The sequence below is a fragment of the Vibrio genomosp. F6 genome, from assembly GCF_005146325.1.
GTDB classification, from domain to species: domain Bacteria; phylum Pseudomonadota; class Gammaproteobacteria; order Enterobacterales; family Vibrionaceae; genus Vibrio; species Vibrio cortegadensis.
Genome location: NZ_SYUT01000016.1, coordinates 160,220 through 173,288, shown reverse-complemented (window position 1 = coordinate 173,288; position 13,069 = coordinate 160,220). Strand labels below are relative to the sequence as shown.

Below are 13,069 nucleotides of genomic sequence, written 5' to 3'. Positions count from 1 at the left end.
GGATTATGATGATCATCAGTATGATTGCCGCTATGGCTAATGAACGTGTTATTGGAAAAGATAATCAGATGCCATGGCACTTGCCTGCTGATTTTGCTTGGTTCAAACGCAGTACTTTAGGTAAGCCTATTGTGATGGGGCGAAAAACCTATGATTCTATTGGTCGCCCTTTGCCAGGCCGTAAAAATATTGTGATCAGCCGAGATCCTGACTTAAAGATTGATGGTGTTGTGACCGTGACATCTATGGAAGCGGCGAAAGAAGCGGCCGGTGATTGTGCAGAGCTAATGGTTATTGGTGGAGGATCCATTTATGAGACCTACCTCAGCCAGGCAGATAAATTATATCTAACATTTATCGATACCGATATTGAAGGTGGTGATACTCAATTTCCTGAATGGGGACGGGGTTGGATTGAGTCATATTCAGAAAGCTATGCAGCTGACGATAAAAATGCTTATGACATGAGATTTGTTACGCTAGAGCGTGGTTAATCGCTTTTTATGCCCTGTGAGTCTACAGGGCATCATTATCATCTTTAGGACGCTATATTCACGGCGAAGTTATAGTGCTGGCTGAGTAAAAAATTGTTTATCTTCCCATCTGATCATAGTTAAGTGACCACCCCAAACACAGCCTGTATCTAACCCGATGACATCCTCCCCAGAGTATCCCTCAAGTGCAGCCCAGTGACCAAACAGAATAGGCTTTTCAAAGGCGACTCGTTGTGGAAGTTTGAACCAAGGCATAAGCTTGTCGTCATTGAGTTCATTAGGGGGGAGTTTACACTCCATATCTAAACGCATGTCATTAAAGCAGAAACGCATTCTGGTATAAGCGTTAATAATGTAACGGTAACGCTCTATTCCTGCCAGGTTGTCATCCCACAAATCGGGTTTGTTATCGTACATATTCGTGAGTAACCAACGCCACTGGGCACTAGACAATACCTCTTCAATCTCTTTGGCTGCTGCTCTTGCCTGTTCCAAATTCCATTGTGGTGAGACGCCAGCATGGCACATAACAAATTCATCATGTTCAGCTAAAAGAGGCTGTTTACGTAGCCAATGGAAGAGCTCATCTTTATCAGGGGCATCAAAAATATCGGCTGTTCTATCTTTTTCCTTGATCGGATGTATACCAATTGAGATTGCGAGAAGGTGGAGATCATGATTACCAAGCACCACTTTGGCTGCGCTACCTAGTGATTTTACGAATCGCAATGTTTCAAGTGATTTTGGACCACGAGCCACAAGGTCACCCGCAAGCCAAAGCGTATCTTGATTCGTGTCAAAAGAGACCGTATCTAAAAGCTGACGTAATTCATCGTAGCAACCCTGTATATCTCCAACGACATATGTGGACATAAATGGCTCTCTATCTGGCGTTAATTTAGGATGTTGGGAATCGCTAAGCGGAATGGATCAATTTCAGCAGCAAACTCTTGCCCGTGCTCATCACGCATGATGTATTTTCCTTGCATGACTCCAACAGGGGTTTCAATTGCCGTTCCGCTGCTATAGCTATACTCGTCGTTTGCATCAATAAATGGTTGTTGGCCAACCACACCATCCCCTTCAATCACAAGCTGCTTTCCATTGGCATCGGTGATCAGCCACTGACGGCTAATAAGTTGAACCGTTTGAGTGCTGAGGTTTCGGATGGTCATTAAATAAGCAAAGACGTAGCGTTTCTGTTCTGGCTGAGATTGCTCTTCAATGTATCTGGTTTGAACTTGGCACTTTATACAAGGGATGGATACGTCCATGTCATTCTCCTATAAAGGGGATTGCTAGCCGATAGAAAAAGGGTTCTAAATCTAATTTAGAACCCTTTATTTTAATTTGAAACGGCGTGATTATCTTCAAGCCAGTTTGCCATATCAACAAACTGTTTTAGCGTTAAATTCTCTGGACGCATGCTAGGGTTAACGCCCAACTCTTCCAAAATTTCTGTACTAAGAAGCGTTTTGTAGCAATTACGAACCGTTTTACGACGCTGGTTGAAACCTTCGCGACATACGCGATCTAACCATTTTAGGTTCTTCGCAGGGTAAGGTAACACTTCGTATGGCATTAAGCGCACGACAGCTGAATCCACTTTTGGTGGTGGGATGAATGCCGTTGGCGGCACTTCCAGAACCGGAACCACTTTACAAAAGTATTGTGCCATTACGGTTAAACGACCATAAGCTTTACTGCCAGGCCCGGCCGCTAAACGGTTCACCACTTCTTTTTGTAGCATGAAGTGCATATCTTGAATATCTTTATGAAACTCAAAGAGATGGAACATTAGAGGCGTTGAAATGTTGTATGGCAAGTTACCAAAAATACGCAGTTTGTTATTTGGTTTCACTAACTGTTCAAAATCGAAACGCATAGCATCACCTTCATGAATGGTCAGTTTATCTGCCAATTCAGGGTGGTTGCGAAGGCGTTCTGCGAGGTCTCGGTCAAGCTCGATAACTGTAAATTTATCAACTTCACGACCAACAGGCTCAGTGATGGCACCAAGTCCAGGGCCAATTTCCACTAGGTTTTGACCTGGAAGTGGATTGATAGCTGATACGATACCGTCAATGATATAAGGATCATGAAGGAAGTTTTGACCAAAACGTTTACGCGCTTTGTGTCCTAAGTGGACATCATTTCTCATTGTTTATTCTCTACTAATTCAATCGCGTGCGTGAGCGCTGTTCTAAAGCTCCCTGTATCCGCTTGGCCTGTCCCAGCCAAATCTAAAGCAGTACCGTGGTCTACCGATGTTCTGATAAAAGGTAGCCCAAGAGTAATGTTTACTGAGCGACCAAAGCCTTTGTATTTCAATACAGGCAGTACTTGATCGTGATACATTCCTAAAACAGCATCTGCATCTTGCAAATACTTGTCATTAAAGATGGTGTCTGCTGGCAATGGACCAATCAAATTTATACCATCTTGTTGTCGAATTTTATCTAGCGTTGGAGTGATCGTTTCGATCTCTTCACGTCCTAAACAGCCATCTTCTCCTGCATGCGGGTTTAAGCCACAGACGTAGATTGATGGGTTTTCTATAGCAAACTTCTCGACTAAATCTTGATGCAAAATCTTGATGATTTTCTCAAGACGTTCTTCCGTGACCGCTTTCGAGACGTAAGCGAGTGGGATATGAGTTGTAACCAGAGCAACTCGTAACCCTTCGGTTGCCAACATCATCACTACTAGTGGTGTATTGGACTTTTCAGCAAAAAACTCAGTATGGCCGCTAAAAGCAACGCCAGCTCGGTTAATTACTCCCTTGTGAACAGGGCCGGTGACAATAGCATCAAATTCATCATTCATACAGCCTGTCGCGGCTCTTTCTAATGTATTTAATACGTAATGTCCATTCGCTTCATCTAAAGCTCCGGCGACGACAGGTGCCGCCAAGGGTAGATGATCAACAATCAAAGAGCCTGCTTTTTGTGGCTGAGCGGCTAACGTTGAGTCATAATCGATGAGTTCAACATCAATATTTAGCTCACGAGCTCTTTGATTTAATAAGTTTTTATCAGCACATACGACAATTTGATGAGTCCAAGATTCTCGTGACAATGCAAGTACGAGATCTGGTCCTATACCTGCTGGTTCACCAGCGGTTACGACTATGCGTCGAGTAATTGCCATTATTGCTCCTTAGCTTCAGCCATTTCAACAAATGCACTCGCACGAATTTCTTGCATCCATGCCCCTGCTTCTTCGTTAAATTTGCGATTGAAAAGGATGCGGTATGCTTTGTTTTTCAATGCTGAATCGGTTTTGTCTACTTCTCTGCGATCAAGAACTTCCACAATATGCCATCCATGAACCGTTTTAAATGGTTCGCTGATTTTGTTGACTGGCAACGTTTCTATTTGATGTTTGAATTCTGGAACATAAAGATCTGGCGTTTGGTATCCCAGCTCACCATTTTGAGCAGCAGAACCAGGGTCTTGGCTATATTGTTGAGCAAGATCCGCAAATGTAGCTTCTCCAGAATTGATACGTTGCGTGATGTTTAATAGCTCTTTCTTAACACCTTCATCGCTAAGGATTAAGGTCGGCTTAATCAATATATGACGAGCATTCACTTCCGTAACGGCAACAGTCTCTAGCCCTTTAATGTCTTCAATTTTTAGGATATGAAAGCCGACACCACTTCTAAATGGGCCGATGATGCTGCCTTTATTCTGTAGCTTAATTTGATCGGCAAAGATCGTTGGCATCTCTTCTTTACGCATCCAACCCCAATCACCGCCTTGTAGCGCTTTTGGGCCTTTAGAGTAGGTGTAAGCCATTGTGCTGAAATCAGCGCCATTGGCGAGTTTTTCTGCAAGTTGATTTGCTTGTTCTTCGATCTCTGACTTCTCTTGCTGGTCATTAAATCGTAGCTGAATATGGCCAATTTTGTATTGTACGGTTGCATTCGTTTCTTGAGCTAGGATATTCGCAAGGTTATCCACTTCCGCTGGAAGAATGTTAATGCGGCGGCGAACCAGTGCATTACGCGCTTCACTGGCTGCGATTTCTTTACGAACTTGCTCGCGAAACGCAGGGTAGCTTAACCCTTCAGCCGCAATAGAAGCGCTGAGTTGTTCAATGGTTTGGTTATTCTCTTTTGCAATTTCAGCAATCGCTTCGTTCAGACGGTTATCATCAATACGAACCCCAATACGATCGGCTTCTTGGGTTTGAATTGTATCGAGAATGAGTTTCTCAATAACCTGTTCACGTAATACAGCTTCGCTTGGTAACGTTTGGTTGTTTTTCTTCGCATTGGCACGCAGTGTCTTCAGTGATGCATCAATATCGCTCTGCAATACGACACTTTCATTGACAATAACCGCCACTTTATCAAGCTCGACAGGGGCAGCATTCGCTTGTGCCATATTAAGAGTTGCCAATAGACTCAATAGAGTACATTTCCACGATTTCATTCAAAGTCTCATTTTGTTGGGGCTTACCTCATTAGAAGTAAGCCAAAATAGTAATTTAGTTAATACTTAGAGCATTAATTGTTTAGATAAAAAGGTCTACCGTAAGTGATCGCATTATCTGAAGTATCAATATCTCTTAATTCAGTTCGGGCTGAGCTATTGGTTGCAAAACCTTCAATACCAAAGTTGATGCCAATGTTGTTTTCATAATCCGGTTTTGAGCCTTCAGAGCCAATGACTGCTTTATTCCAGCCTCGAATCTGGTTTGAGTAAGTGAAGGCGATATACCAACAATCAGAGCGGTAACGCAAATTGGCTAGCCACTCAAGTTCCACATCTTCAGTTAGATCATGGTAATACTGACCGCTAATTGTCCATTTAGAATCAATATTGTAAGCGCCTAAGATCCCAGCTTGGGATATACCATCTTTTGTCACTTTGTTTAGGTCAGTAAACTCAATGGTATCTTCAATGTACTCTTTGGTTACGTAGCGATAGTTTGTCTGGATAAAGCCCTTTTTAAATTGGTATTCAAAAGTGCTGTTAGCCAGTTGCATTGAACCTAAGTCAATGTCGTACTGCATGCCACCATGATAAAATAGGAAGTCATCATAGTTAAAATCGGTTTCAATCGCCCATGATGAATAGTTGGATGATGACTCTTCATTCGACGCGATTTTAGTGGTCTTATCGATGTAGTAAATCTGACCAAATGAGATGTTCAGACGCTCTTTGTAGCTCTCATCAAAAAAGCGAGTACTTGCGCCATAGCTGACTTGGTTTGCTGGTGCGACTTTATCAACACTGCTGTATTTACGACTGCGGAACAGTCCGTAATAGTCGGTTTGTAGCAGAGTTGTATCGTAGTTATAAATATTGGTTTGATCTTCATCTGGTACGTATAAGTATTGAACTTGTGGCTCTAAACTTTGTACATAGCCATCAAATATTTGAGTTTCACGCTCTAGATAAATTCCTGCATGAGTTCGAAACTCTGGAATGACGCGAGAAACTCTCTCATCTAAGCTATTTTTTAGATTGTTGGTATCTTGTGTGATGCTATCTAGATCTTGCTGATAGTAGGTTGCTAAGACTCGAGCTTCGGTTGTCCAACTCGCCCATGTATTTGATAGGGGAATGGTAATTCCGGGCTCTATATGAGCACGAGTAGCCGATGGTTTGGCTTTGTCATTAGTATCAAAGCGGCTAACTTGACTCTTTAGATCAAAGTTAACGTAGTTCCCCCAAAGAGGTGTGTAATAATTAAAGCCAACCTGCGGCAGTAGTCGGTAGGGTGAACTATCGTCAACTAAGACTTGGAAATCACGAACTTGCAGTGACATATCCCAAAATTGTGAGCGATAAAATACCGCGCCTTCTTGCATGAGTTGGCCATCTTCACGCTTACCAATATCAGAGTCTAAATCACGGAAATAATCGTTATCACTGACTTGAGAGTAGTCTGCCATGACCCTCCAGTTGCTATTGATGATACCGTCGTGTTTATATTGAAAAGCCCAACGCTCACCTGGGTCGGTATATTTTCTATCTGAACCTAAATATTCGGTTTTAATCTCACCTTCACCAAATCCATCGGTTAGGTAGCGGAAGTCAGCATCAAACTTTGTTCCACGCTCTTGCATATAAAGCGTGGTAATGGTGGCATCATAATCCGGAGCAATATTCCAATAAAATGGCATCTCAAATTCAAAACCATCACTAGAACCATAAGCGATGCTTGGGAATAAGAAGCCCGTCTTTCTTGTATTACCGATTGGTACCGTTATATAAGGGGCATAGAAAATAGGGACATCGAGCACTTCAAATCTTGGGTGATAGAATGTGGCGCTCTCTTCGTTTTGATCGACTTTGATTTCAGATGCAACCATGCGCCATGAATTGTCACCATCGGGACATGAGGTGATAGAACCATCTTGTAATTGGTAAACCGCTTTACCTGTTTTTGAGATATAAACGGCATCCCCACGACCTTGTTGGCAAACAAAGTTATATTGAGTATTTTCTAATTCAAACTCATTGCTGGCTAAATCGCTAGTTACGCGGGTCGAATTGGCTTCAAATTGCCCATCAGTAAAATGCACATTACCTTCAGCTATTGCAATGTTATCTTGTTGATGCAGTGTGATTTTATCGGCAGAAATAACCTTCTGGCCTTGAGTGATTTTGACGTCACCAGAGTATGAAGCTTTATCGCCATTAATCGCTTCTAAGCTATCGGCAGTGACAACAATAGGCTCTTGATTCGCATTAGAATTGACAGAAGAGTCGATCAAACATTGATCTGTAGAGGGCATTTCCTGCACACTATCAGTTGCGGTAGTTTCTGCCTGGGCGGTTGGCACTAACAAAGCGGCGCTAATAGAAGCGGCTAAAAAGGTGCGGGAAAAACATTGCATTGAATTGAACTATCCTTTGTCACTAACTTAGCGGTTGTTTAACATACAACCGAAATGAGAAAAAATTATCTCCCTTATGATAAAGGAAATAAATGCATCCAGCACTATAAGACCACATTACTCCTAAAAAATTCATAGATAGAGAACACATAATGCAGATTTTTGGCAAAATTCTTGGCGCCTTTTTTGGTTTTTTATTTGGTGGCCCGTTGGGCGCCATGTTCGGACTTTTTCTAGGTCATCAATTTGACAAAGCTCGTCGCTTAAATCAGGCCGGCTTTAGAACGGCTGGTTTTGGTTCAGGGCCAAGCCAAGTGGAGCGTCAGAACGAGTTCTTTAAAGCCGCATTTTCGGTGATGGGACATGTAGCAAAAGCAAAAGGCCAAGTTACACGTGAAGAGATCCAATTAGCTTCAACCATGATGGAACGCATGAATCTTCATGGCGAACAACGGAAAGCGGCGCAAGATGCATTTCGTGATGGTAAAGAGTCAGATTTCCCTTTAGATGAAGTGCTACAACGCGTCCGTGTTTCGACGGGAGGGCGTTTTGATTTAATGCAGTTCTTCTTAGAATTACAAATCTCCGCCGCATTTGCAGATGGTCAACTCGATCCGAGTGAGCGCAGTGTTTTACATAAAATAGCGCAAGGTCTTGGATTTTCTGCTGAACAACTAGAACGTCGTTTGCACATGCAAGAGGCCGCGTTTCGTTTTCAGCAGGGTGGTGGTCAACAAGGTGGGCATGGCCAGCAAGGTAATTGGCAACAAGCCTCACAAGCAAGTCAATTGGCCGATGCCTATAATGTACTAGGTGTGAGTGAAGATACTGAGCCAAAAGAGCTTAAACGTGCTCACCGTAAACTGATGAACGAACATCACCCTGATAAGTTGATGGCGAAAGGCTTACCACCAGAAATGATGAATGTTGCAAAAGAGAAAGCACAAGAGATCCAAAATGCTTATGACTTAATTAAGAAAGTGAAAGGCATTAAATAGCAAGGAGCTATCTATGTATAAGGATGTACTGACGTTTTGGTTTGAAGAGTTGACTCCCGCAGATTGGTTCAGCCGTAATGATGAACTGGATTCTTGTATTCAGCAGCGCTTTGGGGGTTTGTTGATTCAAGCTGCTCAAAGTGAGTTGTTTGACTGGAGGGATAGTGCGGAAGGGCGTTTAGCAGAGATCATTGTTCTTGATCAGTTCTCGCGCAATGTATATCGAGATACTGCACAAGCGTTCTCTGCTGACCCACTTGCATTAGGATTAGCTCAAGAGGCGATTGCGCAAGGCTGTGATCAACAACTGACGGCGATTCAGCGTAGTTTCTTATACATGCCTTTCATGCATAGTGAATCATTAAAAATTCATCAACAAGCGGTGGCGCTGTTTGAATCGAATGGTCTTGAAGGGAACGTTGAATTTGAACATAAACACAAAGTGATTATTGAGCGTTTTGGGCGTTACCCTCATCGTAATGATGTTTTAGGTCGCCCTTCAACGGCTGAAGAGGTTGAGTTTTTAACCCAACCGAACTCTCGCTTTTAATGGTTGCAGTCGTACGCTCATTCTTTCGTACTTACTTTTTATTTAGGTTCCAATCGTAGTCGTAAGTGATCTTTCCTTTGAAATCGGCAAGATCATTTCGATAGGAACCTAAGTGCTGAAATAACATCTCTTCTGAACCAAAATCCTCAATGAACCAGTCATATATCGAAGAGAGCTGTAAGTTCTTACCTTGTCGCAAAACACCTTTGTCACTATTAATGTATTGAGTCGCTGCGAGCTCAAGCAGTTGTTCGGCATTGTCGGCGCGGAATGCTGTAGCTTGTAAATTTGGACAACCTAAACTGGCGCAATTAACGGCATAATGGGTACGTGGATCTTGCCAGATTGGACGCAAGATTCGGTGTTCAATATCATTTAAGGTCAACGTTTTTCCTGCAACCGTCGTGATGTCCTCTCCCCAAGGTCCAAAACTGAAGAACCCACCAAGCTTGGTTATTGACTCTATCGGGTAATTTTCGATGATGATGTTGACGGTTAGGGCGTTATAGAAGTTGATCCAATAGGCATATTGTTCGTCTTTTGAATAGTGGCGAGGATCCAGCGACGCGAGTTGCTTTAGATAATTCGTGAGTTTGTTTTGATCGGCAATAGTCACTTTGTCATACGAAAAAAGGGTGTTTTCACCTTCAACGCTCAAGTATTGATTTAAAATCTCCTGCCAAGATTGATGAGATATTTTGGCTGTGTTTGTTTCGTCACTTTGATTCCAATAAGACCACAAGTCAGATTTTGGCGCCGCAAGGCTAGAGGTGGAGAAGAGAATGATGAGGATGGATAAAATGTATTTCATTGAAGGCTCCACTAGTAATTTGAATGATACAGCTTAACTTATCAGACCTTGTCGCTTCGTATTATATTTCAAGTTAAACAAGAAAAAGGTGAGCCACATACATGACTCACCTTTATCGCTATTCTTACCTTTAAAACGATGACCGAATTATCTATTTTAAAAAGTTGGGAATAGAGGTTTCGTATTGAGCAATCTTATCCGCGTGTTGCAGCGTTAAACCAATATTATCTAACCCATTCAATAAGCAGTGGCGACGGAATTCATCAATCTCAAAAGAGTATTGCTTACCATTCGCTGTGACTAACATGGCTTCCAAATCTATTGTAACTTTAGCCCCTTCGTTTGCTTCGATAAACTGGAAGATCTCATCGACTTCAGATTCCGTTAAGCGAACGGGTACCATTTGGTTATTGATGGAGTTGCCGTAAAAAATATCAGCAAAACTTGGGGCGATCATCACTTGGATGCCATAATCCGCGAGTGCCCAAGGTGCGTGTTCACGCGAGGAGCCACAACCAAAGTTTTCACGGGCAAGCAGAACCGTAGCGCCTTGATAGCGAGGGGCATTCATCACAAACTCTGGATTAGGTTGTTCACCTGCATCATCAAGAAAACGCCAATCATGAAATAGGTGTTTACCAAAACCAATGCGATTTACTTTTTGTAAAAATTGCTTTGGTATGATGGCATCCGTATCAATGTTTGCCGTATCTAAAGGAACGACTAGACCTGTATGTTGCTTAAAACCTGACATAGTAAATTCCTTTTATGCGTGTTCAGTAATGGTGCGAATATCAACAAAGTGACCCGCAATTGCGGCAGCCGCAGCCATCGCTGGACTGACTAGGTGAGTTCGACCATCACGGCCTTGGCGACCTTCAAAGTTACGATTAGATGTTGATGCACAACGCTCTTGTGGGCCTAGTCGGTCGTTGTTCATAGCAAGACACATAGAACAACCCGGTAGACGCCATTCAAAGCCAGCTTCTTTAAATATCACATCCAAACCTTCTTTTTCTGCTTGTGCTTTTACTTGTTCAGAACCTGGAACAATCAGAGCTTGAACATGAGCCGCCACTTTATTGCCCTTGGCTACAGCCGCCGCCGCGCGCATGTCTTCAATACGTGAGTTAGTACATGAGCCAACAAATACTTTATCGACATTGTAATCAGACAGAGATTTACCCGCTTCAAGCCCCATGTAAGCTAATGCTTTTTCAGCAGACGCTTTTTCTACTGGGTCAGCAAAACTCTCAGGTGCAGGGATTGGTTGATCAACGGCAATCACTTGACCCGGGTTTGTGCCCCAAGTCACTTGCGGTTTAATCTCTGAAGCATCAAGGGTGACTACTGCATCAAATTCTGCGTCATCATCCGTTTTTAGTGAAGACCAGTACTCGATAGCTGCCGTTAAATCTTCCCCTTGAGGTGAAAATTTACGGCCAGTGATGTAATCAAATGTGGTTTGGTCAGGTGCAATTAAACCGGCTTTAGCGCCTAGCTCAATTGCCATGTTACATACCGTCATACGACCTTCCATCGTTAGATCGGTAATGGCTTCACCGCAAAATTCAACCACGTAGCCTGTACCACCCGCAGCGGTTGTTTTGCCGATAATGGCAAGAACGATATCTTTTGCGGTAATGCCTTCGGCTACTTTGCCTTTAACTTCGATTTTCATGGTTTTAGCACGCGCTTGTTTTAGCGTTTGTGTCGCTAATACGTGCTCAACTTCAGAGGTACCAATACCAAAAGCCAAAGAGCCAAATGCGCCGTGGGTTGCTGTGTGTGAATCACCACAAACAATCGTCATACCCGGTAAAGTAATACCAAGCTCTGGCCCCATAACATGAACAATACCTTGGTATTTATGGTTGAGATCGTAAAGGGTTACGCCAAACTCTTCACAGTTTTTAGACAGTGTTTCCATTTGGATACGAGCCATTTCACCAGAGGCATTAATGTCTTTGGTTTGGGTCGATACGTTATGATCCATGGTTGCGAAAGTTTTACCGACTTGGCGAACTTTACGGCCTTTTTCACGTAGGCCATCAAACGCTTGTGGTGAGGTCACTTCGTGCACCAAATGGCGATCGATGTATAAAATTGGGTTTTCACCTTCCGCTGCAACGGCAACATGGGCATCGTAAATTTTTTCGTATAATGTTTTTGCGTTAGACATTGCTTCTTCCTTGAATTACGAATTCAAAATGTATTCAGCGATTTTATCGCCCATTGCTGAGGTCGTTAGTGCTGGCTTATCACCGGCTAGATCCGCCGTGAGTTCCCCGGCTGACAGCGCTTTAGATACGGCAGCTTCAATGCTTTGTGCTGCTTCTTCTTCACCTAGGCTGTAACGTAACATCAGTGCTGCAGATAAGATCTGAGCTACTGGGTTTGCGATGTTTTTACCTGCGATATCAGGCGCTGAACCACCTGCTGGTTCATACAAACCAAAGTTGCTCTCATTCAGGCTTGCAGAAGGAAGCATGCCCATTGAACCTGTGATCATCGCGCACTCATCAGAGATGATGTCACCAAAGATGTTTGAACACAGCATCACATCAAATTGAGAAGGGTCTTTGATTAGTTGCATGGTCGCGTTATCAATATACATGTGGTTTAGTTTTACATCTGGGTAATCTTGAGCGATCTCTTCGACCACTTCACGCCATAAAATGGAGCTTTGTAGAACGTTGGCTTTATCGATTGAGTATACGTTCTTATTACGTAGACGAGCCGACTCAAAAGCAATTTTGGCGATACGTTCAATTTCATAACGGTGATAAATTTCAGTATCAAATGCTTTCTCGTTTGGCCCTTCGCCTTCACGACCTTTTGGCTGACCAAAGTAGATACCACCAGTCAGTTCACGAACCACCACGATATCAAAACCACGCTCTGAAATGTCAGCACGCAATGGAGAGAAGTTTTCTAATCCTTTATGGATCTGGGCTGGACGAAGGTTACAAAACAGTTGGAAATGCTTACGTAAAGGTAGTAGAGCACCACGTTCCGGTTGATCGTTTGGTGGAAGGTGCTCCCACTTAGGACCACCAACAGAACCAAATAATACGGCATCAGATTCTTCACAGCCTTTCACAGTACTTTCAGGAAGTGGGCAGCCGTGGTTATCAATCGCAATACCGCCAACATCATGTTGTTCGCGAGAGAATGAAATCGCGTGTTTTTTCTCAATGGCATCCAGTACTTTATGCGCTTGTTCCATCACCTCTGGGCCAATACCATCGCCCGGTAAAATGGCAATCTTGTATGTTTTATTCGTCATGTTAATCCTTTAATCTTTTTATTTAACTTGGTCAGTCAGGGGAGAGTTTACTTCCTCTGACTTAAAATTAT

The 13,069-nt window shown here is 43.0% G+C and carries 13 protein-coding genes; 3 read left to right on the top strand and 10 right to left on the bottom strand.

Features of this window, described 5'->3' with window-relative positions; all coding sequences use genetic code 11:
- Nucleotides 1-8: 8 nt before the first annotated feature.
- Nucleotides 9-494 carry a type 3 dihydrofolate reductase gene (gene folA / locus FCV43_RS05125; RefSeq protein ID WP_136994195.1) on the top strand — a complete coding sequence of 162 codons (486 nt, stop codon included), beginning with the start codon at nt 9-11 and terminating at the stop codon, nt 492-494.
- Nucleotides 495-563: 69 nt separating this feature from the next.
- On the opposite strand, the gene apaH is transcribed toward folA, so the two are convergent.
- From apaH to lptD, 6 genes are all read right to left on the bottom strand, one after another.
- Nucleotides 564-1,367 carry a bis(5'-nucleosyl)-tetraphosphatase (symmetrical) ApaH gene (gene apaH, locus FCV43_RS05120; protein WP_017051151.1) on the bottom strand — a complete coding sequence of 268 codons (804 nt, stop codon included), beginning with the start codon at nt 1,365-1,367 and terminating at the stop codon, nt 564-566.
- Nucleotides 1,368-1,387: 20 nt separating this feature from the next.
- Nucleotides 1,388-1,768 carry a Co2+/Mg2+ efflux protein ApaG gene (gene apaG / locus FCV43_RS05115; protein ID WP_017051150.1) on the bottom strand — a complete coding sequence of 127 codons (381 nt, stop codon included), beginning with the start codon at nt 1,766-1,768 and terminating at the stop codon, nt 1,388-1,390.
- A 71-nt stretch (nt 1,769-1,839) separates the two neighbouring features.
- On the bottom strand, nt 1,840-2,655 hold the full coding sequence (rsmA, locus tag FCV43_RS05110; RefSeq protein WP_017051149.1) for a 16S rRNA (adenine(1518)-N(6)/adenine(1519)-N(6))-dimethyltransferase RsmA: 816 nt from the start codon (nt 2,653-2,655) through the stop codon (nt 1,840-1,842).
- Complete coding sequence (gene pdxA / locus FCV43_RS05105) at nt 2,652-3,644, bottom strand: 4-hydroxythreonine-4-phosphate dehydrogenase PdxA (RefSeq protein ID WP_017051148.1); 993 nt, start codon at nt 3,642-3,644, stop codon at nt 2,652-2,654. The genes rsmA and pdxA overlap by 4 nt, the downstream gene beginning before the upstream one ends.
- Nucleotides 3,644-4,933, bottom strand: a complete 1,290-nt coding sequence (gene surA, locus FCV43_RS05100; RefSeq protein ID WP_113799565.1) for a peptidylprolyl isomerase SurA — start codon at nt 4,931-4,933, stop codon at nt 3,644-3,646. The genes pdxA and surA overlap by 1 nt, the downstream gene beginning before the upstream one ends.
- Nucleotides 4,934-5,007: 74 nt before the next feature.
- Nucleotides 5,008-7,350 (bottom strand): LPS assembly protein LptD, encoded by a 2,343-nt coding sequence (lptD, locus tag FCV43_RS05095; RefSeq protein WP_017051146.1) that lies wholly within the window; start codon nt 7,348-7,350, stop codon nt 5,008-5,010.
- A gap of 152 nt (nt 7,351-7,502) precedes the next feature.
- Here lptD and djlA point away from each other — a divergent pair, with 152 nt between their 5' ends.
- A complete protein-coding gene (gene djlA / locus FCV43_RS05090; RefSeq protein WP_017051145.1) occupies nt 7,503-8,348 on the top strand; it encodes a co-chaperone DjlA in 846 nt (281 codons plus the stop codon).
- 13 nt (nt 8,349-8,361) lie between these two features.
- A complete protein-coding gene (locus FCV43_RS05085) occupies nt 8,362-8,898 on the top strand; it encodes a DUF924 family protein (protein WP_136994194.1) in 537 nt (178 codons plus the stop codon).
- Nucleotides 8,899-8,929: 31 nt separating this feature from the next.
- On the opposite strand, the gene FCV43_RS05080 is transcribed toward FCV43_RS05085, so the two are convergent.
- From FCV43_RS05080 to leuB, 4 genes are all read right to left on the bottom strand, one after another.
- Nucleotides 8,930-9,709 carry a DUF547 domain-containing protein gene (locus FCV43_RS05080; protein WP_136994193.1) on the bottom strand — a complete coding sequence of 260 codons (780 nt, stop codon included), beginning with the start codon at nt 9,707-9,709 and terminating at the stop codon, nt 8,930-8,932.
- Nucleotides 9,710-9,860: 151 nt separating this feature from the next.
- Entirely contained in the window at nt 9,861-10,463 is a 603-nt protein-coding gene (gene leuD, locus FCV43_RS05075) for a 3-isopropylmalate dehydratase small subunit (RefSeq protein WP_017051142.1), read from the bottom strand.
- 12 nt (nt 10,464-10,475) lie between these two features.
- Complete coding sequence (gene leuC, locus FCV43_RS05070) at nt 10,476-11,891, bottom strand: 3-isopropylmalate dehydratase large subunit (RefSeq protein WP_017051141.1); 1,416 nt, start codon at nt 11,889-11,891, stop codon at nt 10,476-10,478.
- A gap of 15 nt (nt 11,892-11,906) precedes the next feature.
- On the bottom strand, nt 11,907-12,998 hold the full coding sequence (leuB, locus tag FCV43_RS05065) for a 3-isopropylmalate dehydrogenase (RefSeq protein WP_113799557.1): 1,092 nt from the start codon (nt 12,996-12,998) through the stop codon (nt 11,907-11,909).
- Between the last annotated feature and the right edge of the window lie 71 nt (nt 12,999-13,069).

What these genes read in the sequence shown, in the direction of transcription:
- FCV43_RS05085 (WP_136994194.1), top strand. Translation starts at nt 8,362, where the DNA reads ATGTATAAGGATGTACTGACGTTTTGGTTTGAAGAGTTGACTCCCGCA.
- pdxA (WP_017051148.1), bottom strand. Translation starts at nt 3,644, where the DNA reads ATGGCAATTACTCGACGCATAGTCGTAACCGCTGGTGAACCAGCAGGT.
- djlA (WP_017051145.1), top strand. Translation starts at nt 7,503, where the DNA reads ATGCAGATTTTTGGCAAAATTCTTGGCGCCTTTTTTGGTTTTTTATTT.
- leuB (WP_113799557.1), bottom strand. Translation starts at nt 12,998, where the DNA reads ATGACGAATAAAACATACAAGATTGCCATTTTACCGGGCGATGGTATT.
- surA (WP_113799565.1), bottom strand. Translation starts at nt 4,933, where the DNA reads ATGAAATCGTGGAAATGTACTCTATTGAGTCTATTGGCAACTCTTAAT.
- FCV43_RS05080 (WP_136994193.1), bottom strand. Translation starts at nt 9,709, where the DNA reads ATGAAATACATTTTATCCATCCTCATCATTCTCTTCTCCACCTCTAGC.
- lptD (WP_017051146.1), bottom strand. Translation starts at nt 7,350, where the DNA reads ATGCAATGTTTTTCCCGCACCTTTTTAGCCGCTTCTATTAGCGCCGCT.
- apaH (WP_017051151.1), bottom strand. Translation starts at nt 1,367, where the DNA reads ATGTCCACATATGTCGTTGGAGATATACAGGGTTGCTACGATGAATTA.
- apaG (WP_017051150.1), bottom strand. Translation starts at nt 1,768, where the DNA reads ATGGACGTATCCATCCCTTGTATAAAGTGCCAAGTTCAAACCAGATAC.
- rsmA (WP_017051149.1), bottom strand. Translation starts at nt 2,655, where the DNA reads ATGAGAAATGATGTCCACTTAGGACACAAAGCGCGTAAACGTTTTGGT.
- leuC (WP_017051141.1), bottom strand. Translation starts at nt 11,891, where the DNA reads ATGTCTAACGCAAAAACATTATACGAAAAAATTTACGATGCCCATGTT.
- leuD (WP_017051142.1), bottom strand. Translation starts at nt 10,463, where the DNA reads ATGTCAGGTTTTAAGCAACATACAGGTCTAGTCGTTCCTTTAGATACG.
- folA (WP_136994195.1), top strand. Translation starts at nt 9, where the DNA reads ATGATCATCAGTATGATTGCCGCTATGGCTAATGAACGTGTTATTGGA.